The sequence below is a fragment of the Pseudomonas sp. CFBP 13719 genome (assembly GCF_014842095.1).
Lineage (GTDB): Bacteria > Pseudomonadota > Gammaproteobacteria > Pseudomonadales > Pseudomonadaceae > Aquipseudomonas.
Window position 1 is genome coordinate 199,705 of the sequence record NZ_JACYVB010000003.1, and the last position, 14,777, is coordinate 214,481.

Annotated in this window: 13 protein-coding genes and 3 pseudogenes; 6 read left to right on the plus strand and 10 right to left on the minus strand. The window is 51.4% G+C overall.

The features are described 5' to 3' along the window. Positions 1-46: 46 nt before the first annotated feature. Positions 47-1,237, plus strand: a complete 1,191-nt coding sequence (locus IFT57_RS11250; protein WP_192151430.1) for a restriction endonuclease — start codon at positions 47-49, stop codon at positions 1,235-1,237. Between the two features lie 411 nt (positions 1,238-1,648). Here the strand turns inward: IFT57_RS11250 and IFT57_RS11255 are convergent, their stop codons facing one another. Further along, positions 1,649-1,939 carry a hypothetical protein gene (locus tag IFT57_RS11255; protein ID WP_446731195.1) on the minus strand — a complete coding sequence of 97 codons (291 nt, stop codon included), beginning with the start codon at positions 1,937-1,939 and terminating at the stop codon, positions 1,649-1,651. Between the two features lie 71 nt (positions 1,940-2,010). After that, the gene (locus IFT57_RS11260) at positions 2,011-2,577 is read right to left on the minus strand and encodes a hypothetical protein (protein ID WP_192151431.1); all 567 of its coding nucleotides are present in this window, start codon (positions 2,575-2,577) and stop codon (positions 2,011-2,013) included. Positions 2,578-2,823: 246 nt separating this feature from the next. On the opposite strand from IFT57_RS11260, the gene IFT57_RS27160 reads away from it, so the two are divergent. Together IFT57_RS27160 and IFT57_RS11265 are read left to right on the plus strand one after the other, a co-directional pair. Further along, complete coding sequence (locus tag IFT57_RS27160) at positions 2,824-3,021, plus strand: hypothetical protein (protein WP_342030341.1); 198 nt, start codon at positions 2,824-2,826, stop codon at positions 3,019-3,021. A 27-nt stretch (positions 3,022-3,048) separates the two neighbouring features. Further along, positions 3,049-3,234 carry a hypothetical protein gene (locus IFT57_RS11265; RefSeq protein ID WP_192151432.1) on the plus strand — a complete coding sequence of 62 codons (186 nt, stop codon included), beginning with the start codon at positions 3,049-3,051 and terminating at the stop codon, positions 3,232-3,234. 291 nt (positions 3,235-3,525) lie between these two features. Here IFT57_RS11265 and IFT57_RS11270 read toward each other — a convergent pair. Next, positions 3,526-3,777: pseudogene (locus IFT57_RS11270) on the minus strand (hypothetical protein); the annotation flags it as partial. A gap of 58 nt (positions 3,778-3,835) precedes the next feature. Between IFT57_RS11270 and IFT57_RS11275 the strand changes: the two are divergent. Beyond that, positions 3,836-3,970, plus strand: a pseudogene (locus IFT57_RS11275) (transposase); the annotation flags it as partial. Here the strand turns inward: IFT57_RS11275 and IFT57_RS11280 are convergent. Together IFT57_RS11280 and IFT57_RS11285 are read right to left on the minus strand one after the other, a co-directional pair. After that, positions 3,950-5,041: an acyltransferase family protein gene (locus tag IFT57_RS11280; protein WP_342030342.1), complete on the minus strand. Its 1,092-nt coding sequence runs from the start codon at positions 5,039-5,041 to the stop codon at positions 3,950-3,952. The pseudogene IFT57_RS11275 and the gene IFT57_RS11280 sit on opposite strands and share 21 nt — an antisense overlap. 574 nt (positions 5,042-5,615) lie before the next feature. Beyond that, positions 5,616-6,254, minus strand: coding sequence for a hypothetical protein (locus tag IFT57_RS11285; protein ID WP_192151433.1), 639 nt, complete (start codon positions 6,252-6,254; stop codon positions 5,616-5,618). A 227-nt stretch (positions 6,255-6,481) separates the two neighbouring features. Here IFT57_RS11285 and IFT57_RS11290 point away from each other — a divergent pair, with 227 nt between their 5' ends. Beyond that, entirely contained in the window at positions 6,482-6,991 is a 510-nt protein-coding gene (locus IFT57_RS11290; RefSeq protein WP_192151434.1) for a ProQ/FinO family protein, read from the plus strand. A 514-nt stretch (positions 6,992-7,505) separates the two neighbouring features. Here the strand turns inward: IFT57_RS11290 and IFT57_RS11295 are convergent. After that, the gene (locus IFT57_RS11295) at positions 7,506-8,051 is read right to left on the minus strand and encodes a cysteine hydrolase family protein (RefSeq protein WP_192151435.1); all 546 of its coding nucleotides are present in this window, start codon (positions 8,049-8,051) and stop codon (positions 7,506-7,508) included. Between the two features lie 99 nt (positions 8,052-8,150). After that, positions 8,151-9,041, minus strand: coding sequence for an MBL fold metallo-hydrolase (locus IFT57_RS11300; protein ID WP_192151436.1), 891 nt, complete (start codon positions 9,039-9,041; stop codon positions 8,151-8,153). Positions 9,042-9,173: 132 nt separating this feature from the next. Here IFT57_RS11300 and IFT57_RS11305 point away from each other — a divergent pair, with 132 nt between their 5' ends. Further along, a complete protein-coding gene (locus IFT57_RS11305) occupies positions 9,174-10,196 on the plus strand; it encodes a GlxA family transcriptional regulator (RefSeq protein WP_192151437.1) in 1,023 nt (340 codons plus the stop codon). Between the two features lie 18 nt (positions 10,197-10,214). On the opposite strand, the pseudogene IFT57_RS11310 reads toward IFT57_RS11305, so the two are convergent. The 3 genes and pseudogenes from IFT57_RS11310 to IFT57_RS11320 all read right to left on the minus strand — a co-directional run. Beyond that, a pseudogene (locus IFT57_RS11310) lies at positions 10,215-10,862 on the minus strand (hypothetical protein); the annotation flags it as partial. Positions 10,863-10,995: 133 nt separating this feature from the next. After that, positions 10,996-11,970 (minus strand): GlxA family transcriptional regulator, encoded by a 975-nt coding sequence (locus tag IFT57_RS11315; RefSeq protein WP_122797565.1) that lies wholly within the window; start codon positions 11,968-11,970, stop codon positions 10,996-10,998. A 632-nt stretch (positions 11,971-12,602) separates the two neighbouring features. Continuing rightward, a complete protein-coding gene (locus IFT57_RS11320) occupies positions 12,603-14,684 on the minus strand; it encodes a TonB-dependent receptor (RefSeq protein ID WP_122797567.1) in 2,082 nt (693 codons plus the stop codon). Positions 14,685-14,777: the final 93 nt, after the last annotated feature.

Here is a 14,777-nt window from a genome sequence, read left to right on the forward strand (position 1 = left end):
TCTTCGCTTTGCAGGGCTGGGTAGATGACTTGGCCGGACGGTTACGATGATTTACCAGTGCAATGGATGCAATAGGACTACCTTCGAGACAGCGTGCCCATGGTGCATGGGCTCCCAGGTGTCGCCATCATCAGAGCTCACGTTGCGCCACCTTACGCCATTGGATCCTTCCTTTTATCCCGACTTTCAATACAGATCCAAAGGCTTGATTCAAGACTTTTTTGGGAAGAAGAAGGAGCAAGCCCAGCTCAGCGACCTTCTGAACAATGTCTTGAGAAAATACGCGGAGCTGAAGCATCCATATTTCACAAATTTCATCCACACGACCCGCGAGAGTGCAGGTAATAGTGATGATGCGGGCATGCCAGGCCCACGCTTGGATGGTGTCTACAGCGAAAGGGAGCTGTTCAGGGAGGTTTTAATTCGCAAAGGTTTTGACGAGCTCGAAGGGCTTCCTTCTCTCATGGACAAGCTGCTGCAAACAACCGCCTTCAACTCAGTCTATCTGGGTTTCTCCAGAGAGCTTACCCGCCACATGCGCGCTGACCTAGCCGACACCTTGCGCTCTTGGATTGAAGAGGCTGGGACAACATTTAGGTCTGACTTGGCTTTGTTCTATTACTACCTTTGGGAAAATGACGTTGCATTCCCCAATGTCCAATTCAATTACCAAGCGGCTTCGACATCTGGTGTGCCACTTCTCCCGCTACAGGTTTTTCGGACTGGCCTGAGCCTCTGCGAGGAGATCTATTTCGACATTCTCGTTGAGCGGCTAGGGTCTCAGCTAGAGCATTTCAATCCGAATCAGTTCATCACCATGTATCTGGTGGATGCTATGGACGGGTTTCAGTTTGAAGCCTTCCTGGTCGAGATCTTCCAGACCATCGGCTACGACGTTGAAGAGACTAAGAAGACTGCTGATCAGGGCGCTGACCTTTTCGTTACCCGTTTCGGTAAAAACATGGTCATTCAGGCAAAGAACTATTCAGGTTCTGTAGGCAACGCGGCGGTGCAGCAGGCCATCGCTGCTAAAGCCTTCTACGGGTGTGATGAGGCCATGGTCGTCACGAATTCCTACTACACGAAATCAGCGAAGGAGTTGGCCAGCACTGCGGGCGTGCGGCTAATCGACCGTGATGGGCTTCAGAGCTACCTCGATGACTACAACCAGAAGCTCATTGAGGTCTTCCAGGCAGAGGAAGAAAGCGCCGACGCCCTCACACGTCGGCGGCCATGAGTACAATCACTAGGACGGTATCTTGCGTGGACATCAGGGAGAGATTCGACATGTCAGGGGTACGACAGCACTTCATTCCAAGATTTTTGCAGAAAGGGTTTAGAAATCAAGGTAGCAGCAAAATCGTCCGGTGCTGGGTATACGAACAGGATAAGCCCCCCCAGATCTGCGAACATTCAAGATGTAGGGTTTGAAAGGCATTTCTATGCCATCAAAGCGCAGCCATGTCCGCATACTCAACGAATCTATGGCGCCACCTATGCGTGCCCATCGCTTTAGCGCGCTTCACTATTCAGTTTGCAAATTTGAACCTGGCACAGTAAGGCCCGGTTGGGTAACGAGCATCTAGAGATGATCCGCTAGAATCGATGTCTACGATAATGCTTCCAATCACCGCTTAAGAGTCTGATTCTACCACTTAAGCTTCTTAGTGCTTGCGTCTAGGTTCTGCTGATACATCATCCAGATGTTTGAGTAGCTGCACATATCGACACGGTGACAGTAATCATGAATCACTGTGTCCATGATCTCCCGATTCTTTGCTTTTGCAGCCTGTTTGAAAGATTTGAGGTCGCTCGCCTCCATCATCCGTAAAGTAGACGCATCGCACATGTCCACCTTACCGCAGTAATCCTTCTCGACCGTCTCGGTAATGTACTGGATCACCTGATCCTTTTGCTGTTCCGTACCGTTAAATTCCATGGGATGCACGAAGTCAGCTCCCAGCGCGGTAGGGCAAACGACAGCGAGAATTAGCAGTGGAATTGCTCGTATCACAGTTCGTCCTTTTTCTGCACGATGAAATGCTTAGTCTGCGTGAAGGCCGCCATCATATTTTCTTGATAGCTTTTCAGATCTTCGAGGTTTTTGTTGATGCCGTATCCAGCGGCAAGATCGCGATTTGACTCGTCGATTGTGAGGCGAAAATCCTGTGCATGCTCGGCTTCGTAGCGGATGTAAGTGGTGGTTTTGACTGATACTGGGGCAGTCCACGCAGCGTCGGTATAGGACAACTTCGTCTTTTTTCCATCTTCACCTTTGGCACCGCCATCGCGATTTACGGAGTCAATTTGCTTCTTGAAAGTGGCGTAGGCACCGTTGTAGATCTCTGGAGTGCGCGTAGATGCAGTCAACAGCACCGTCCCGTCCTCAGTGTTCGTGACTGTGTAATCGGTCATAAGAATTTCTTTGTAGACCTTACCTAGTCTGACAGCTCCCGCTTGCGTCTGGAGGACGTTTTGGTCTGAGACGACAGTGCTGATCGCACTTGTACTGAGCAGAGCGGCACAGGTGATTGCGGTTAAGCTAGCCAGCAATGCTCCTGCAATTGTCAACTTCATGTGAGGCCTTCCGTGGATGCTAAACTTAAGAAACCAGAGTGCCATCATGAAGCGCTTTTTGGAAGCATGACGTTGAGGAATGGTTTCAATATTGCGAGGCTTACCAATCGAGCCTGACGTGCAGCGCAACCTTGAACCTACCGGGGCCTCACCCGTTGATAGGCTCGGAACCAAGATGTAGGGCTGGCGTATGGCCACCTTCGCGAGTATTCTCGCCACCCCGCTACTATGGAATCGGAATCCACCATGAAGTGCAGTGCTGCAATCGTGCTACTGGCTACAACCGCTCTCGCTGGTTGCGTCCAGACGGCGTATACCAAAAGCGTTTCCGTCACAAAGAACGCCGATGGACGTATTGTCCAAACCGTCGAGACAGAGACGGTCACTCAGCCTGGCCAAGGCTACCAAATGAAGCTCGAAAAAATCAAAGGCGTCCAGCCATAATAATTTTTAGATTTCTAGGGATAGAAAATGATCAAGTTCTTCTGGGGTATATCTCTTCTCATGTCAGTAGTCGGTGCATTTGTCGCCTACACCGGGATCGCGGCTGCTAAAGGTGCGCCTCAAGAGGCGGCGGCAGCCGCTATGGGGTTAGCGATTGCTGTAATTCCATACTGCTTCTCTCGCGCAGCCACTGAAATGAAATCGAAAGACTAATTGATACCGCCGCCTTGCTTTTGTAATAGGCAGTGCAGGGCGGCTAAACGTGTCAGTCCCATCGCCGGATTAAATTGAATAGGGGCTCGTGTAGCCGCTGCTCAACCTTCCGCAGGCGCAGGGCTGGCTAAAAGGAGAGTGGCGTTGAGCTTTATCGGTCGCGATGCTTCTCGTATTTTGCTTAAGAACTAGAGCTATCATGGCTTTTCATTACAGGTAGCCAGGTATGGAGCTCGTGCACCGAATCCTATTTGAGCTTCATCGCCCACTTCTTTTTTGACCTGGCTCTCTTCACATAATCTCCTTGGTAGCACACTGGACACGTGAATCTTCCAGCATTTCACGCGCCCTACGCACCAGATGGCTCATTGCGAATGGCTTCGTAATCACGGCCATCCCTTCGTCCAGATTACCATTGCTTACCGCAGCATTCTCAGCGTATCCGGTGATGAAAAGCACCCTCAGGTTTGTTCTCTCCTTCCGTGCTGCATCGGCCACCTGCCTTCCATTCATGCCCCCCGGCAAACCTACATCAGTTTGTAGTGGTCTACTAACCCCGGACACCTTTTAGGAGAGAATGATCGCCACACAGAGGTGTCTGATGACCAAACAACGCCGTGCCTTTACCCCTGAATTCAAGCGCGAGGCTGCATGCCTGGTGCTCGACCAAGGCTACAGCCATACCGAAGCAGCCCGTTCGCTTGGGCTGGTTGAGTCAATCAGTTGTCAATGGCTGAGATCGGCCGACCCCTTCGGTTTGCATAATGCTCGGTTTGCGCACTCTGATGAACGGTTTTTCCACCCAGTTGAATGTGACGTAGGACAGCAGGGCTACGGTGAGCAATATCGCAGGGAAATGGACGACGAAGTCAGTCAGCTGAGTGTCTTCGAACGAATAAAGATGCAAAATAGAAAACGCAATGTAGAGCACCACGCCGTGGGTTAGATACAGGCTGTAGCTCACTTCGCCAAGGGACTTTAGGCCCCGGCTGGCTAGTAAACCGAACAAGTCGTTGCCAAGGGCCAAGATCATGAAGGGCAAGGCCATTGTGGCGATTTGAAGTACAGAATAGGCTTCCAGCTTCATAGCGCACGCTATCAGTAGTAGAGCGGCGACTGATACCAACGGGTGGGCCATGTAGGCGATGCTTTTGGGAAAGTGACGCTTGATGAGTACCGGAATGAAACCGGCCACGAACAGCAGCAGCAAGGCAGGCTTGACGATGCCGAGCATCATGCAGACAGTGATCACCGCGAACACCAGCAGCGAGGCCAGCGAATATTTGCCGTACCAGGCCTTATTCACCAGCGCGGCGATCACTGGTAACGTCAGGTAGAACAGCCATTCGTACCGTAATGTCCAGTGCACGCCTCCGGTCATGATGTTGCTATGAATGAAACCATTGAACGAGCCTCCGGAAAATACTAGCCACTTAAAGACTTCCTGACCCAATTCCTTCAGCGTGATAAAGGCAAAGCCCGTTTCGTACAGGCTCAATAAAACCACGAATATAAGCGCAAACGCATAAAGTGGCATGATCCGCAGCACTCGCGATTTGAAGATGTCTAGAAAGTCCGGGCGGCGCTGATAGATTTTTCCAAAGAACAAAAAACCGGTGATCATGAAGAATAACGATACCGGTACAGCGCCCAGATTATTAGGTACAGCACTTTGAGGAGGGATCCAAATGCCGGTTGCTTTCCAGAAATAGGTGACCACAAAGTGATGGCAGATAACCGCAGTCGCCAAGATGCCACGCAAAGCATCGAGCGGTGAAGAACGGGCCGCAGTGGATGCGGTGAGCACCGGTATGCGAGAGAACAGCTGACTTAAGGCGAGGAGGGAAACGCAGTAAACAAGCAAGATGACCGTAGCGGCATCCAGTCTAGAATCCTTTCGTTATGATCGTAGCATTTGGGAGTCAGCAGCTGGATTCAGAGCAGGAGAGTAAGCAGCATGCATTCGGGGAGCGGCAGAATAATGGGGTATTTCAAAACAAACAAACTTCTAGCTAACGCAGGCTTTTACGTCAAAATAATGACGAATTTAATTTGCCAATTTTCACATTTGCTTGTCAGATGTGTCTCTGACGAGGCTGGTTTTGGATGCTTTAATCGTTAGGTGCCACTGCGCATTCGCCAAATGGCACATCCTGAAGTGAAATAATGCATACCGCGTCAGTCGAGGCGGGCTTTGTGAACGGGGAAAGTCGGATTCGATATTGATCCTGATCTAGGCCTCCGCCTCCCCAGTGGCTTGTCAACCACTACATCGCCGGCTCATTGCTGAGATCAGAGACGTATTGGAGGCGGTATGGACTTCATAAACCCGGAGTGACAGCCTGTCACGATATATCAGCTCCTTTTCCAGCCATTTCTGATCAATGATCGGGAGCTAATATCTGGGCTTTCCAGCTTAGGTGTCGCTGTGCCCGTTTCACAATGACATAGTCGATGAAGTCTGTCGCCAAATACCTTGCGAGCAGCATCGCTAATCCGAACAACAACAGCCCCAAAGCCCACATAAGCGTCGCGCCGGTGAGAACCAGCTCAGTTAGATATCCAACCCCTAAGGCCAGAGTCAAGAGTGTACTAAGACCACTTATCCACGCGCTCAACCGATCCAGGAAAGTCACTGATAAAACAGGGGTTTCGCTACCGGGCTGCAACGCCAGAAATTTTTCAAGGCTTTGCAGCTGCATACGGCTCCACCGGCCAGTTTCATCAAGCTGAAGCAGATACTGCATCTTTGAGCGGCTAGTGCTTACGCCCGATGCGATTCGAAACATCTCCAGCTCGATAGCATCGTCCAGATATTTAACGAGCCGAGCACTGGCTGCACCTGATCGCACGTCCTTGAGGCAAGAAAGACGTTTGCGAACAAAGCGCTGATCGTGCCAATCCATTGCTTTGGTGATATGAGCCACAATCTTCAAGAACACCGTTAGCATGGCTGCGACTGCTACAAAAATGCTGTAATCGCTGTTGACCAGCGATTGCAATAGCTGAATGACTTCCATTTTTTGGCTTCTTTCCTATTTAGACTGCGAAATTCTATTCCTAAAGATGACCAAAAAGGATCGGTTTCAGGGCGTGGTAGTGATTAGGGGGCTTTCCTCAGATGTTTTTAACGTACCGGACGTCGCCTTGATTCGAAATCTGGGGCGATTTGTGCTGTTTGAGCTGCTCCTAAACGATGCATAGAATATCCTTGCACCACGCAATCGACATTTGAGTAGTGAGAACGATGGGTTTTGAACAACTAGCTGAGTTACGTGACCGCCTGCGGGCTGAAAGAGAGCCTGAAGAGGCAGATCGTGCAAAAGACCTCAAGCGAAAGCCTTCCCCACAAGCGAAGCCTCGCATCCCGGATCCTGCTGTTGAGGCGATCTGGCCGCTGCAGAAGCACTTCCCGCTGGCGTTCCCTGTCAACCCAGCTCCAAAGGTTCCGCTCAAGGAAGGTATTCTCAAGGATGCTGAACAGCATCTAGAGTTACTCGGATTAACCCGTGAGCAGCTGAAGCTAGGCATCTCGACCTGGTGTCGGGGAACCCGGTATTGGGTAAGTATGGTAGAGAATGCCCAGCGCTTGGATTTGAATGGGGAACCTGCCGGCGTGGTAACCGCTACTCAGGCTACGTATGCGAAGCAGCAGGCCTCGCGGCAACGTGGCCAAGACCGACGGCATCGTGCTAGGTCAAAAAATGGTGGCCAAACCCTCGTTACCGATACTGCGGTGGAGCGGAGTACGAACTGAATCCAGGTTAGGAGCCTGGGGCGGGGCTGGGATATTAGACAGCCCTCTGGCAATTATTAGCATGGCTTTAGGAGCAACCGGTGTAGTGATCAACTGATAGCGGACACTGCGTTAAGTTCTTCCTCGGCAACGGCAGGCGCCAAGCCTTCGCTGAACTGATGCGGTCGCTGCCAGTTGTACCGCTCCATCAGAAACCGACCGATATCCTGTTTCACCAACGCACTGCTCAGGCGCCCACCCTTGGTACGGTACGTTTCGCAGTTTCAATGTCCATTCCAACATTCCGTGCGAGAGGAACCACGGCCTCTAGATCGGGAAGCTGTTGCGCTGCAAGATAGGGTTGATAAGGGGAATCGGTATAAATCGCTAGCGCTCGAGTGGGCAGTCAAAAAAAGTGAGTTTCTTGACTCTGAGGCGATGGAAGCTAAGTACGTCGTCGCCGCCAACAGATTGTTAATGCGTTGACGCTGAAAACAAGGGCCCCAGAGAGCCCTGGTTGAATGTCGTCACACGGTCACGCCGATAGGTGATCGTTCACCGATTTGACGGTAGCGTAGCCGAACTCCAAGGCTGCCATGATCGTTGCATGCACCTGGGCGGCAGGAACGTCTACACCATTGAATGTGAGATCCAAGGTAGCGCAGGCATCGTGCAGCACGGTAACAGGATAGCCCATGTCTGCCGCCGCCCGTACTACCGCGTCGATGCACATGTGGCTCATGGCACCGATGACTATGAGTTCTTGGATATCCGCAGCTTCCAGCTGCTGCTTGAGATCAGTTTCACGGAGGGCGTTGATGTGTTTTTTTACAATCACAGGCTCGTGGCCTACAGGGGCAACAGCCAGTTGAATGTCTGCGCCGCTAGAGCCCTTGACGAAAATCGGAGCGTCTTCATCACCGGACTCGTGCCGGATGTGAAAAACAGCAACATCTGCTCGGCGCGAGTGGCTGATCACTCGAACAGCATTCGCGACAGCCGCTTCGATGCCGGTCAGCGGCAGTTTGCCGGTGGGCAGGTATTCGTTTTGCAGATCAACTACTATAAGGCCACGTTTCATGACGATCTCCGGTCGGATTATCCGAGAATGGGTACAGGGGTGAAGCTTGAGGTCTAGGGGCTGGATATCTTTCCATAGTCCAGCGCCAAAAGATGGCAGTCAGAACGCCAGTGAAGCCCCGTCTTCCGGTATGTCTACACGACTTTCGATACCGTGCTCTTTGACGTAAGTGTGTAACTCGTTGCGGGTCAGCGACATATGGTTGACTGCGTCCATGTGAACGGCGACGATTTTGGCGTTTTTAGCGGCCTGTGAAGCGCGCAGAACATCCTCCTCACCCATAATAATCGCGCCTTCGAAACCGTTCACCTTTGCTTTCCCTGCGTTGAGAACGACGACTTCGGGATGATACTTCTCCAGCGTCTGGTCTACCTCCTTACGCCAGACAGTGTCGCCCGCAAGGTAAAGGGTCTTGTAACCGGGCGCTTGAAATACAACACCCATGGCCTCGCCGAGAAGTTTTGCAAGAGGGGGAGAGGCATACATTGCGTCTGTGCCATGTTGCCCCCCAACCTGGGTGATTTTGACGCCGCCGAATTCAGCTTCGTCAGTCAGCACGCGCACATTCTTGAAACCTTGGGAGCGAATCAATTTCGCATCGTCTTCATGCTGTGCAAACAGAGGGATGTCTTTGGGTAACGCTTTTTGAGCGGCATCATCCCAGTGATCGAGATGCGTATGCGTGACGATGACAGCGTCTACGCCAGAAATCACTTCTTCGGGCGACTCTGTCAGATCGACGAGGGGATTACGCAGGTTGCTGCGGTAAGTATTGTCAAATCCTGGGTAAGTACCTTTCTTGGACAGCATCGGGTCGATCAGAAAAGTTGTGTCGCCATAAGAGATTTTCACCGTTGCATTACGGATTTGCTGCAAACCGACTTTATGAGCTGCATCGGGAGTTTTGTGAGCGTCGGAACCTGCGAATGCCAACGGAGTGGCCGCAGCGCAAGCAATGCTCAGGGCGATGGGAAGTGTTTTGAGATTCATGGGCTTAGTCCTTTGAATAGGTTATGACCCCATTCTCATGCAACGGTATACCGGGTACCAGTGGCCTGAATGACATATTTCGATATAATCGGGCCATGTAATCAGCCCTGTTCACGAATGTGAGGCTTACCGATGAAATCCATCAGGGTTGCTGTTCTGGCTTTCGAAGGCGTGAGCCTGTTCCATCTCTCCGTGCCCGGAATGGTGCTGGGGACGGCTCAATCCGCTCCTGGCGAACCTCAATACGAGGTCAGCTACTTCACAGAGTCGCCAGGTATGGTCAGCAGCGACCAAGGCATCGGCCTAAAGGTCAGTCACGGTCTGGAGCTGATGGAGATATCCGACGTGATTGTCATTCCGGCGTGGGGCGATCAATCGGTCGCTGCGTCTGCAGAACTTGTGAAAGCCTTGCAGCTCGCGAACACTCAGGAAAAACTCATCGTGGGCTTATGCCTGGGCGCGTTTGTGCTCGGGGCTGCCGGACTGCTTGATGGTAAAGAAGCCACCACTCACTGGGCAGCCCGCGACGAGTTCGCACGCCGTTTTCCCGAAGTTCGTTTCAGGCCCGAAGTGCTCTATGTCAGTGATGGCAACATCATGACCTCGGCGGGTACTGTGGCGGCAATCGATTGCTGCCTTCATCTGGTACGCCAGCGACTTGGCGCTGATATCGCGAATCGCACCGCGAAGATGCTGGTGACCCCGCCGCACAGGCAGGGAGGCCAAGCGCAATACGTGGAGCACCCGGTGCCGCAGCTATCCAGCGAGACGCACTTATCTGATGTACTAGGGTGGGCCCGGAAGAATCTGGCCAAAGATCTGACGCTCGACGTGCTGGCGGACAAGGCGAAAATGAGCAGGCGTACATTTACCCGGCGATTCAGAGACACCACTGGCAGTACCGTCTCGAAATGGTTGAACGCAGAGCGCGTCGTCAGAGCACAAGAGCTATTGGAAACCACCGATTTGCCGATCGAATGTATTGCCGGCGAGGCAGGTTTCGGAACGCCTTTGTCGCTGAGGCAACAATTCGCTGTTCATCTCGGGACATCGCCGTCTGAATACCGACGGGCGTTTTCTCACAAAATGAACCCAGGCCGCAAGACGAGCGGCAGTACGCTCATCGCCAAAGAGTCGGCTCACTCTCCTGCATGAAATAGAGATCTCGAGTGGTCAGGCAGTATCATCTCTGACCACTGCGAGCAGCGCCTGCAGCGGATGCAAGATGGTTACTGCGTCCTGTCGCTTAACTTGGCTTCGGCAAGAATATCCGTCAGCCAATTACCGGCCTCAAGCGTTAAGCTTTTTCACAAGCGGTCTTCATGACTGTTTGTAAATTACGCCAGAAGTGCCAGCGTTCTTTGCCTCATGCCCATAGGTGCCGGACATGCCACAGCATCCGCTGGCTTGAACGCTCATCTTCAGTCCCATGCGCTCATAGACTCGCTGCCAAAGAACGATGCTGTTTGGCTCATTTGTCTTTTCAGTGCAGTGGGGAAGGAAATGATAGGGTTCGGCATCTTTCACAATTTGCGACTGTGGAAGCGTATTGGCGAGCCACTCCTGCGGCGGGAGTACGGTAGGAACCTTGTGGCTGCCAAGTGTCTTCGCATACTCCTGGCGATACACCAACGTCATCGCGTGATCGAGGCCCACCAGCGGTATTTCGTACTCCTGAAGCTGGTGCAACGCTTCACCGTTGAAACGTGCGGCCTTTTCAAAAGCTTTGATGAAGCCTTGCACCTGAAGCGGTTTGCCATTGGGTGCAGAGGGTGCGATATAAACCTGATAGCCAGGCCTTGAGATCAGTTCGATCCAATCAATGAACGTGACTTATCGACACTTATCAGCCTGATGCGTAAAACAAAAGATAGGGTTGAGAAACTTTTTCTACTTAGATCTCAAGCAGGGTTGCAAGCTCAAAGTCATTCGTAGGTGCAAACGCTCTGAGCACTCATTCTTGTGCTTCCTCGCCAGACCTAAAGCGTTCGCGATACTCGCCAGGCGTCACAGCATAGGTTTTCATAAAACTACGTATCAAGGTCGCTTCATTAGATAGGCCGCATTTTCGGGCAATTGTTTTGAGTGGCGTACGTGACGTTAGCAGCATATGACAAACGGCTTCCAAGCGGATTTTTTCGACCATTTTGCTAGGTGTAAACCCACTGTCCTCACGATATTTTCGAGCAAATGTTCGCTCACTCATATTCATGAAGTTTGCTAGTGAAGATACCGATAGATCGCCACTAATATTAGTGTTGATCCATGCGTGAAGGTCGGAGAAATTGCTGCTCTTTGACTGTAGGGTTAGTGTTGAACTGAACTGATTCTGATCGCCGGAACGCTTCAGAAAGACAACCAGATGTCGTGCAACCTCTAGTGCAGTAGCATACCCCAGGTCTGCCTCGATAATTGCAAGAGCTAAATCGATTCCTGAGGTGACGCCAGCAGATGTCCATATATCTCCATCGTTAATAAATATAGGCCCGCGCTTCACCTTGATAGATGGGAATTCAATTTCCAGCCTATCGTAGGCCGACCAGTGTGTTGTGACATTTCGTCCGTCTAATCTTCCGGCAGTCGCCAGTGCAAAGACCCCTGTGCAAACTGAAACTAAGCGAGATGCTTTTTCACAATGCCCTACAAAACTTCTAAAGAAATCTGGATGTTCACAAAAGTTGTGAATTCCAGGCCCGCCCGGCACGATCAGCGTGTGCGGTGCTGGTGTATCTATGCCCAAGACTTCGGCGCTGAACGAGAAACTAGGAAATATCTCCGTAGTTGGATCTAACGACAGAATGGATAATGAATATGGTGCATGATCAGCTTGCGCAAAATGGTTGGCAGCAATGAAAACGTCTAAAGGGCCGGCTAAGTCAAGCAGGCTGACTTCAGGATAGGTAACGAACTGAATACATTTGGCAGGCATCTGCGATCGACCCTCGTCTAGAGACTACTATGCGGATTTGTGAATCTTGGCAGGAATCGGCAACGTTTTGGCATTTTTTTTACCAATTTTCGTTTATTTTAGCCTCTTGAGAGTTATGCAGGTTGGATCGATGGTAACTGAGGTTTTAGTAATATTTCGGTTTGTCTATATTTAATTTAGCAGTTTACCTAAATTTATAAATTCTTTTCAGCTGGGAGGTTTAATTTATGCCGAGTCTTATGAGAACAGCTATGGGATTCGAGATTAAGATGGATGATGATTTTCAGAACAGGATATCTCACGTTCTTGAATTGTTAGAAAGCGATTCTGTGGGTAATGCAACATGCGAGTTAAAAAAAGGTTCCGAATCAGATGGCTGGGTAGTAGAGTGTTTATGGCATGATCAAAATGCTATGCATGCTCATTTCGTGTCGAGTCACCTGCAAGATTTGATAGCCCTCCTTGCTTTGCGATCCCGTATAATTAAATTCGAGTGTGGAATTTTATTGATCTAATTTCCAATGGTGCTGGGGTTTTATCAGGTTATTTCCTCTTTCGATGAACAGGTATGGAAAGCAGGGCACGTTAAAACATTGGCGGCTGAGGCCCAGTAGGCCTCAGCCCACTACCTATTAGAACTCCACAGTCACTCCAGTATAAAGTGCACGACCATCACCTGGCGAATGCAGGGATGCCTGCGCGCCATCCGGGTCGTACCAGACATATTCATAGTATCGATTCGTGAGATTCTTCAGCTGCAAGTCAACACTCACTGATTGAGTCACCTTGTAGGTTGCGCCAAGGTTCATTAGCACGTAACCGCCGTAAGTCCCCTTCGTATTTTCCCGCTCCAGATAATAATTAGTCTGACCGTTCATCCACGCGGTCAGCTGTAATGCAGGTGTCGCGTCATAGCTGATGCCAGCGTTGTACAAGTGATGCGGGATGTGGTCGATTTCCTGACCTTTGCTGTTAGGCAACGTGGCACTTGGCTGGAGTATTTTCGAATACTGCCAGGAGTAACCCATCCAGATATTGGTGCGTTCATTCGGATACAGGTTCATCTGTAAGTCGTAACCCCAGCGACGTGTTTCACCGACATTATCGGATTCGCCGCTCGGGTCGTTCAGCCGGCGACTGACTTCCCCAGAGGCCTTTTGCTGCCAATAGGCGACGCGTCCATCCACCCAGTCAACCGGCGTGAATTTGATGCCTGTTTCCCATCCCTCGTTGATCGAAGGTGCTAGGTCAGTATCTCTGGGCGGAATCTTGTAAGCCGCCGCCCCGCTGCCCACCTGGAAGGTACGCCCCCAGTTCGCGTAGAAGCTGGCAACTTCCCACGGAGAATAGACAACGCTAATCTTCGGCTGCTTGATCAGTCCGTAGTCGTTGATGTCGAAATTTGTGCCGGTCGTTTCATTAGTGAAATCGCCCTGGATCTTGTCGACCCGGTAGGCGGGTACGATCTTCAGAGATTCGAAAGGTTTTATCTCTGCTTGGGCATAAGCGCCGTAGGTGTCGAAGTCGAACTGCTGGTCGCGGGTTGTAGCTAGACGCTTACGGTCTCTGGTGCGATATCGCTCACTTTTGTTTTGCTGCTGCTGTACGTCCGCGCCACCTTCCAACGCGAAGTCGTATAGCCATTTGACTTCCGGTCGCCAGGTCAGGGAGGTGAGGGCGCCATATTGCGTCTCATAAGCGTCGCGTTCCTGTTGTGCGCTGGTGCTCCAGTATTGTGTCCAGCGCCTGTCATCGAAGGTGTTGACGTAGGTCTTCGCTGACCAGGCAAGCGTATCAGCCAAGTCTGTATCGAAATGCAGACTGACCTGATTCATACGACGAGTACCCTTGTCCGTCGCGTTGAAGCTGTTGGTCATTTCCGGGTGATGACGTGCATCATCTTCACTCAGATAGCCTGGCTCCTGAGCCTCGGTTTCGTAGTGACGAGCGATCAGTCCAATACGGTAACTGTCATCGTCCGGCGTATAGAACCATTTGCCCGACATCGAAAACTTATCTGCTTCAGCGTGATCTCTGTAGCCATCAGATTTTTGATAGGCGAAGAAATAGTTTTGCGTCCAGTTGCTGCCCTCAATGCCATTGGCAAGTTGGGCCTCGTGGGTATTGAAGCTGCCATAGCGCAGCCGCGCCTTGTTGTAGTCGCCCCCCGTGCGAGTCAGCATGTTCACGTTGCCGGCAATATTGTTCAGGCCATAGCGCGCATCGCTGGTGCCGCGCACCACCTCAATGCTGTCCAACTCCATGGGGAAAATCATGTCCATGTACGGCATATTGCCGTCATTGCTGTTGCTTGGGATGCCATCAATCAGCAATTTTACTGCGTTCACTTCACCTTCGCCGTTGAAGCCTCGGAAGGAGATTTTGCCTGACGTGGTGCCTTGGTTGAACTCAGTCAGCATTACCCCCGGAGCGCGGCGGAACAGCTCCCAACTGTAATTGACTGGCATCTTTTCGAGGATTTCCGCGCCCAAAATATCCACCGAGCTGAGTACGCTGCGGGTAGCCAAAGGGCCACTGGCGGAGCCTTGAACGCTTACGGCGCCCAAGGTGAGCGTCGAGCTTCCGGGCTCGCCGGCTTCAGCCTGTGCCAAGGACAGCGGGCTGGATACCAGTACGCCTATCGACAATACAGGCCACATAGAACGGGACACAGACAAACGCTTTGCAGAGCGCAAAGAAAATGGAGCAGGCATGGCACGCACTTCCTGATCATCAAGAAACTTCAAGGGCGTTCAGCAACCGTTGCAGATCGCTGAAAGAATTTAAAGCGAGCAACACCGCACGCA

Coding starts and splice junctions, on each gene's coding strand:
- IFT57_RS11255 (WP_446731195.1), bottom strand. CDS start 1,939: ATGGAATTTAACGGTACGGAACAGCAAAAGGATCAGGTGATCCAGTAC.
- IFT57_RS11305 (WP_192151437.1), top strand. CDS start 9,174: ATGAAATCCATCAGGGTTGCTGTTCTGGCTTTCGAAGGCGTGAGCCTG.
- IFT57_RS27160 (WP_342030341.1), top strand. CDS start 2,824: ATGAAGTGCAGTGCTGCAATCGTGCTACTGGCTACAACCGCTCTCGCT.
- IFT57_RS11315 (WP_122797565.1), bottom strand. CDS start 11,970: ATGCCTGCCAAATGTATTCAGTTCGTTACCTATCCTGAAGTCAGCCTG.
- IFT57_RS11300 (WP_192151436.1), bottom strand. CDS start 9,041: ATGAATCTCAAAACACTTCCCATCGCCCTGAGCATTGCTTGCGCTGCG.
- IFT57_RS11260 (WP_192151431.1), bottom strand. CDS start 2,577: ATGAAGTTGACAATTGCAGGAGCATTGCTGGCTAGCTTAACCGCAATC.
- IFT57_RS11320 (WP_122797567.1), bottom strand. CDS start 14,684: ATGCCTGCTCCATTTTCTTTGCGCTCTGCAAAGCGTTTGTCTGTGTCC.
- IFT57_RS11295 (WP_192151435.1), bottom strand. CDS start 8,051: ATGAAACGTGGCCTTATAGTAGTTGATCTGCAAAACGAATACCTGCCC.
- IFT57_RS11285 (WP_192151433.1), bottom strand. CDS start 6,254: ATGGAAGTCATTCAGCTATTGCAATCGCTGGTCAACAGCGATTACAGC.
- IFT57_RS11265 (WP_192151432.1), top strand. CDS start 3,049: ATGATCAAGTTCTTCTGGGGTATATCTCTTCTCATGTCAGTAGTCGGT.
- IFT57_RS11290 (WP_192151434.1), top strand. CDS start 6,482: ATGGGTTTTGAACAACTAGCTGAGTTACGTGACCGCCTGCGGGCTGAA.
- IFT57_RS11250 (WP_192151430.1), top strand. CDS start 47: ATGATTTACCAGTGCAATGGATGCAATAGGACTACCTTCGAGACAGCG.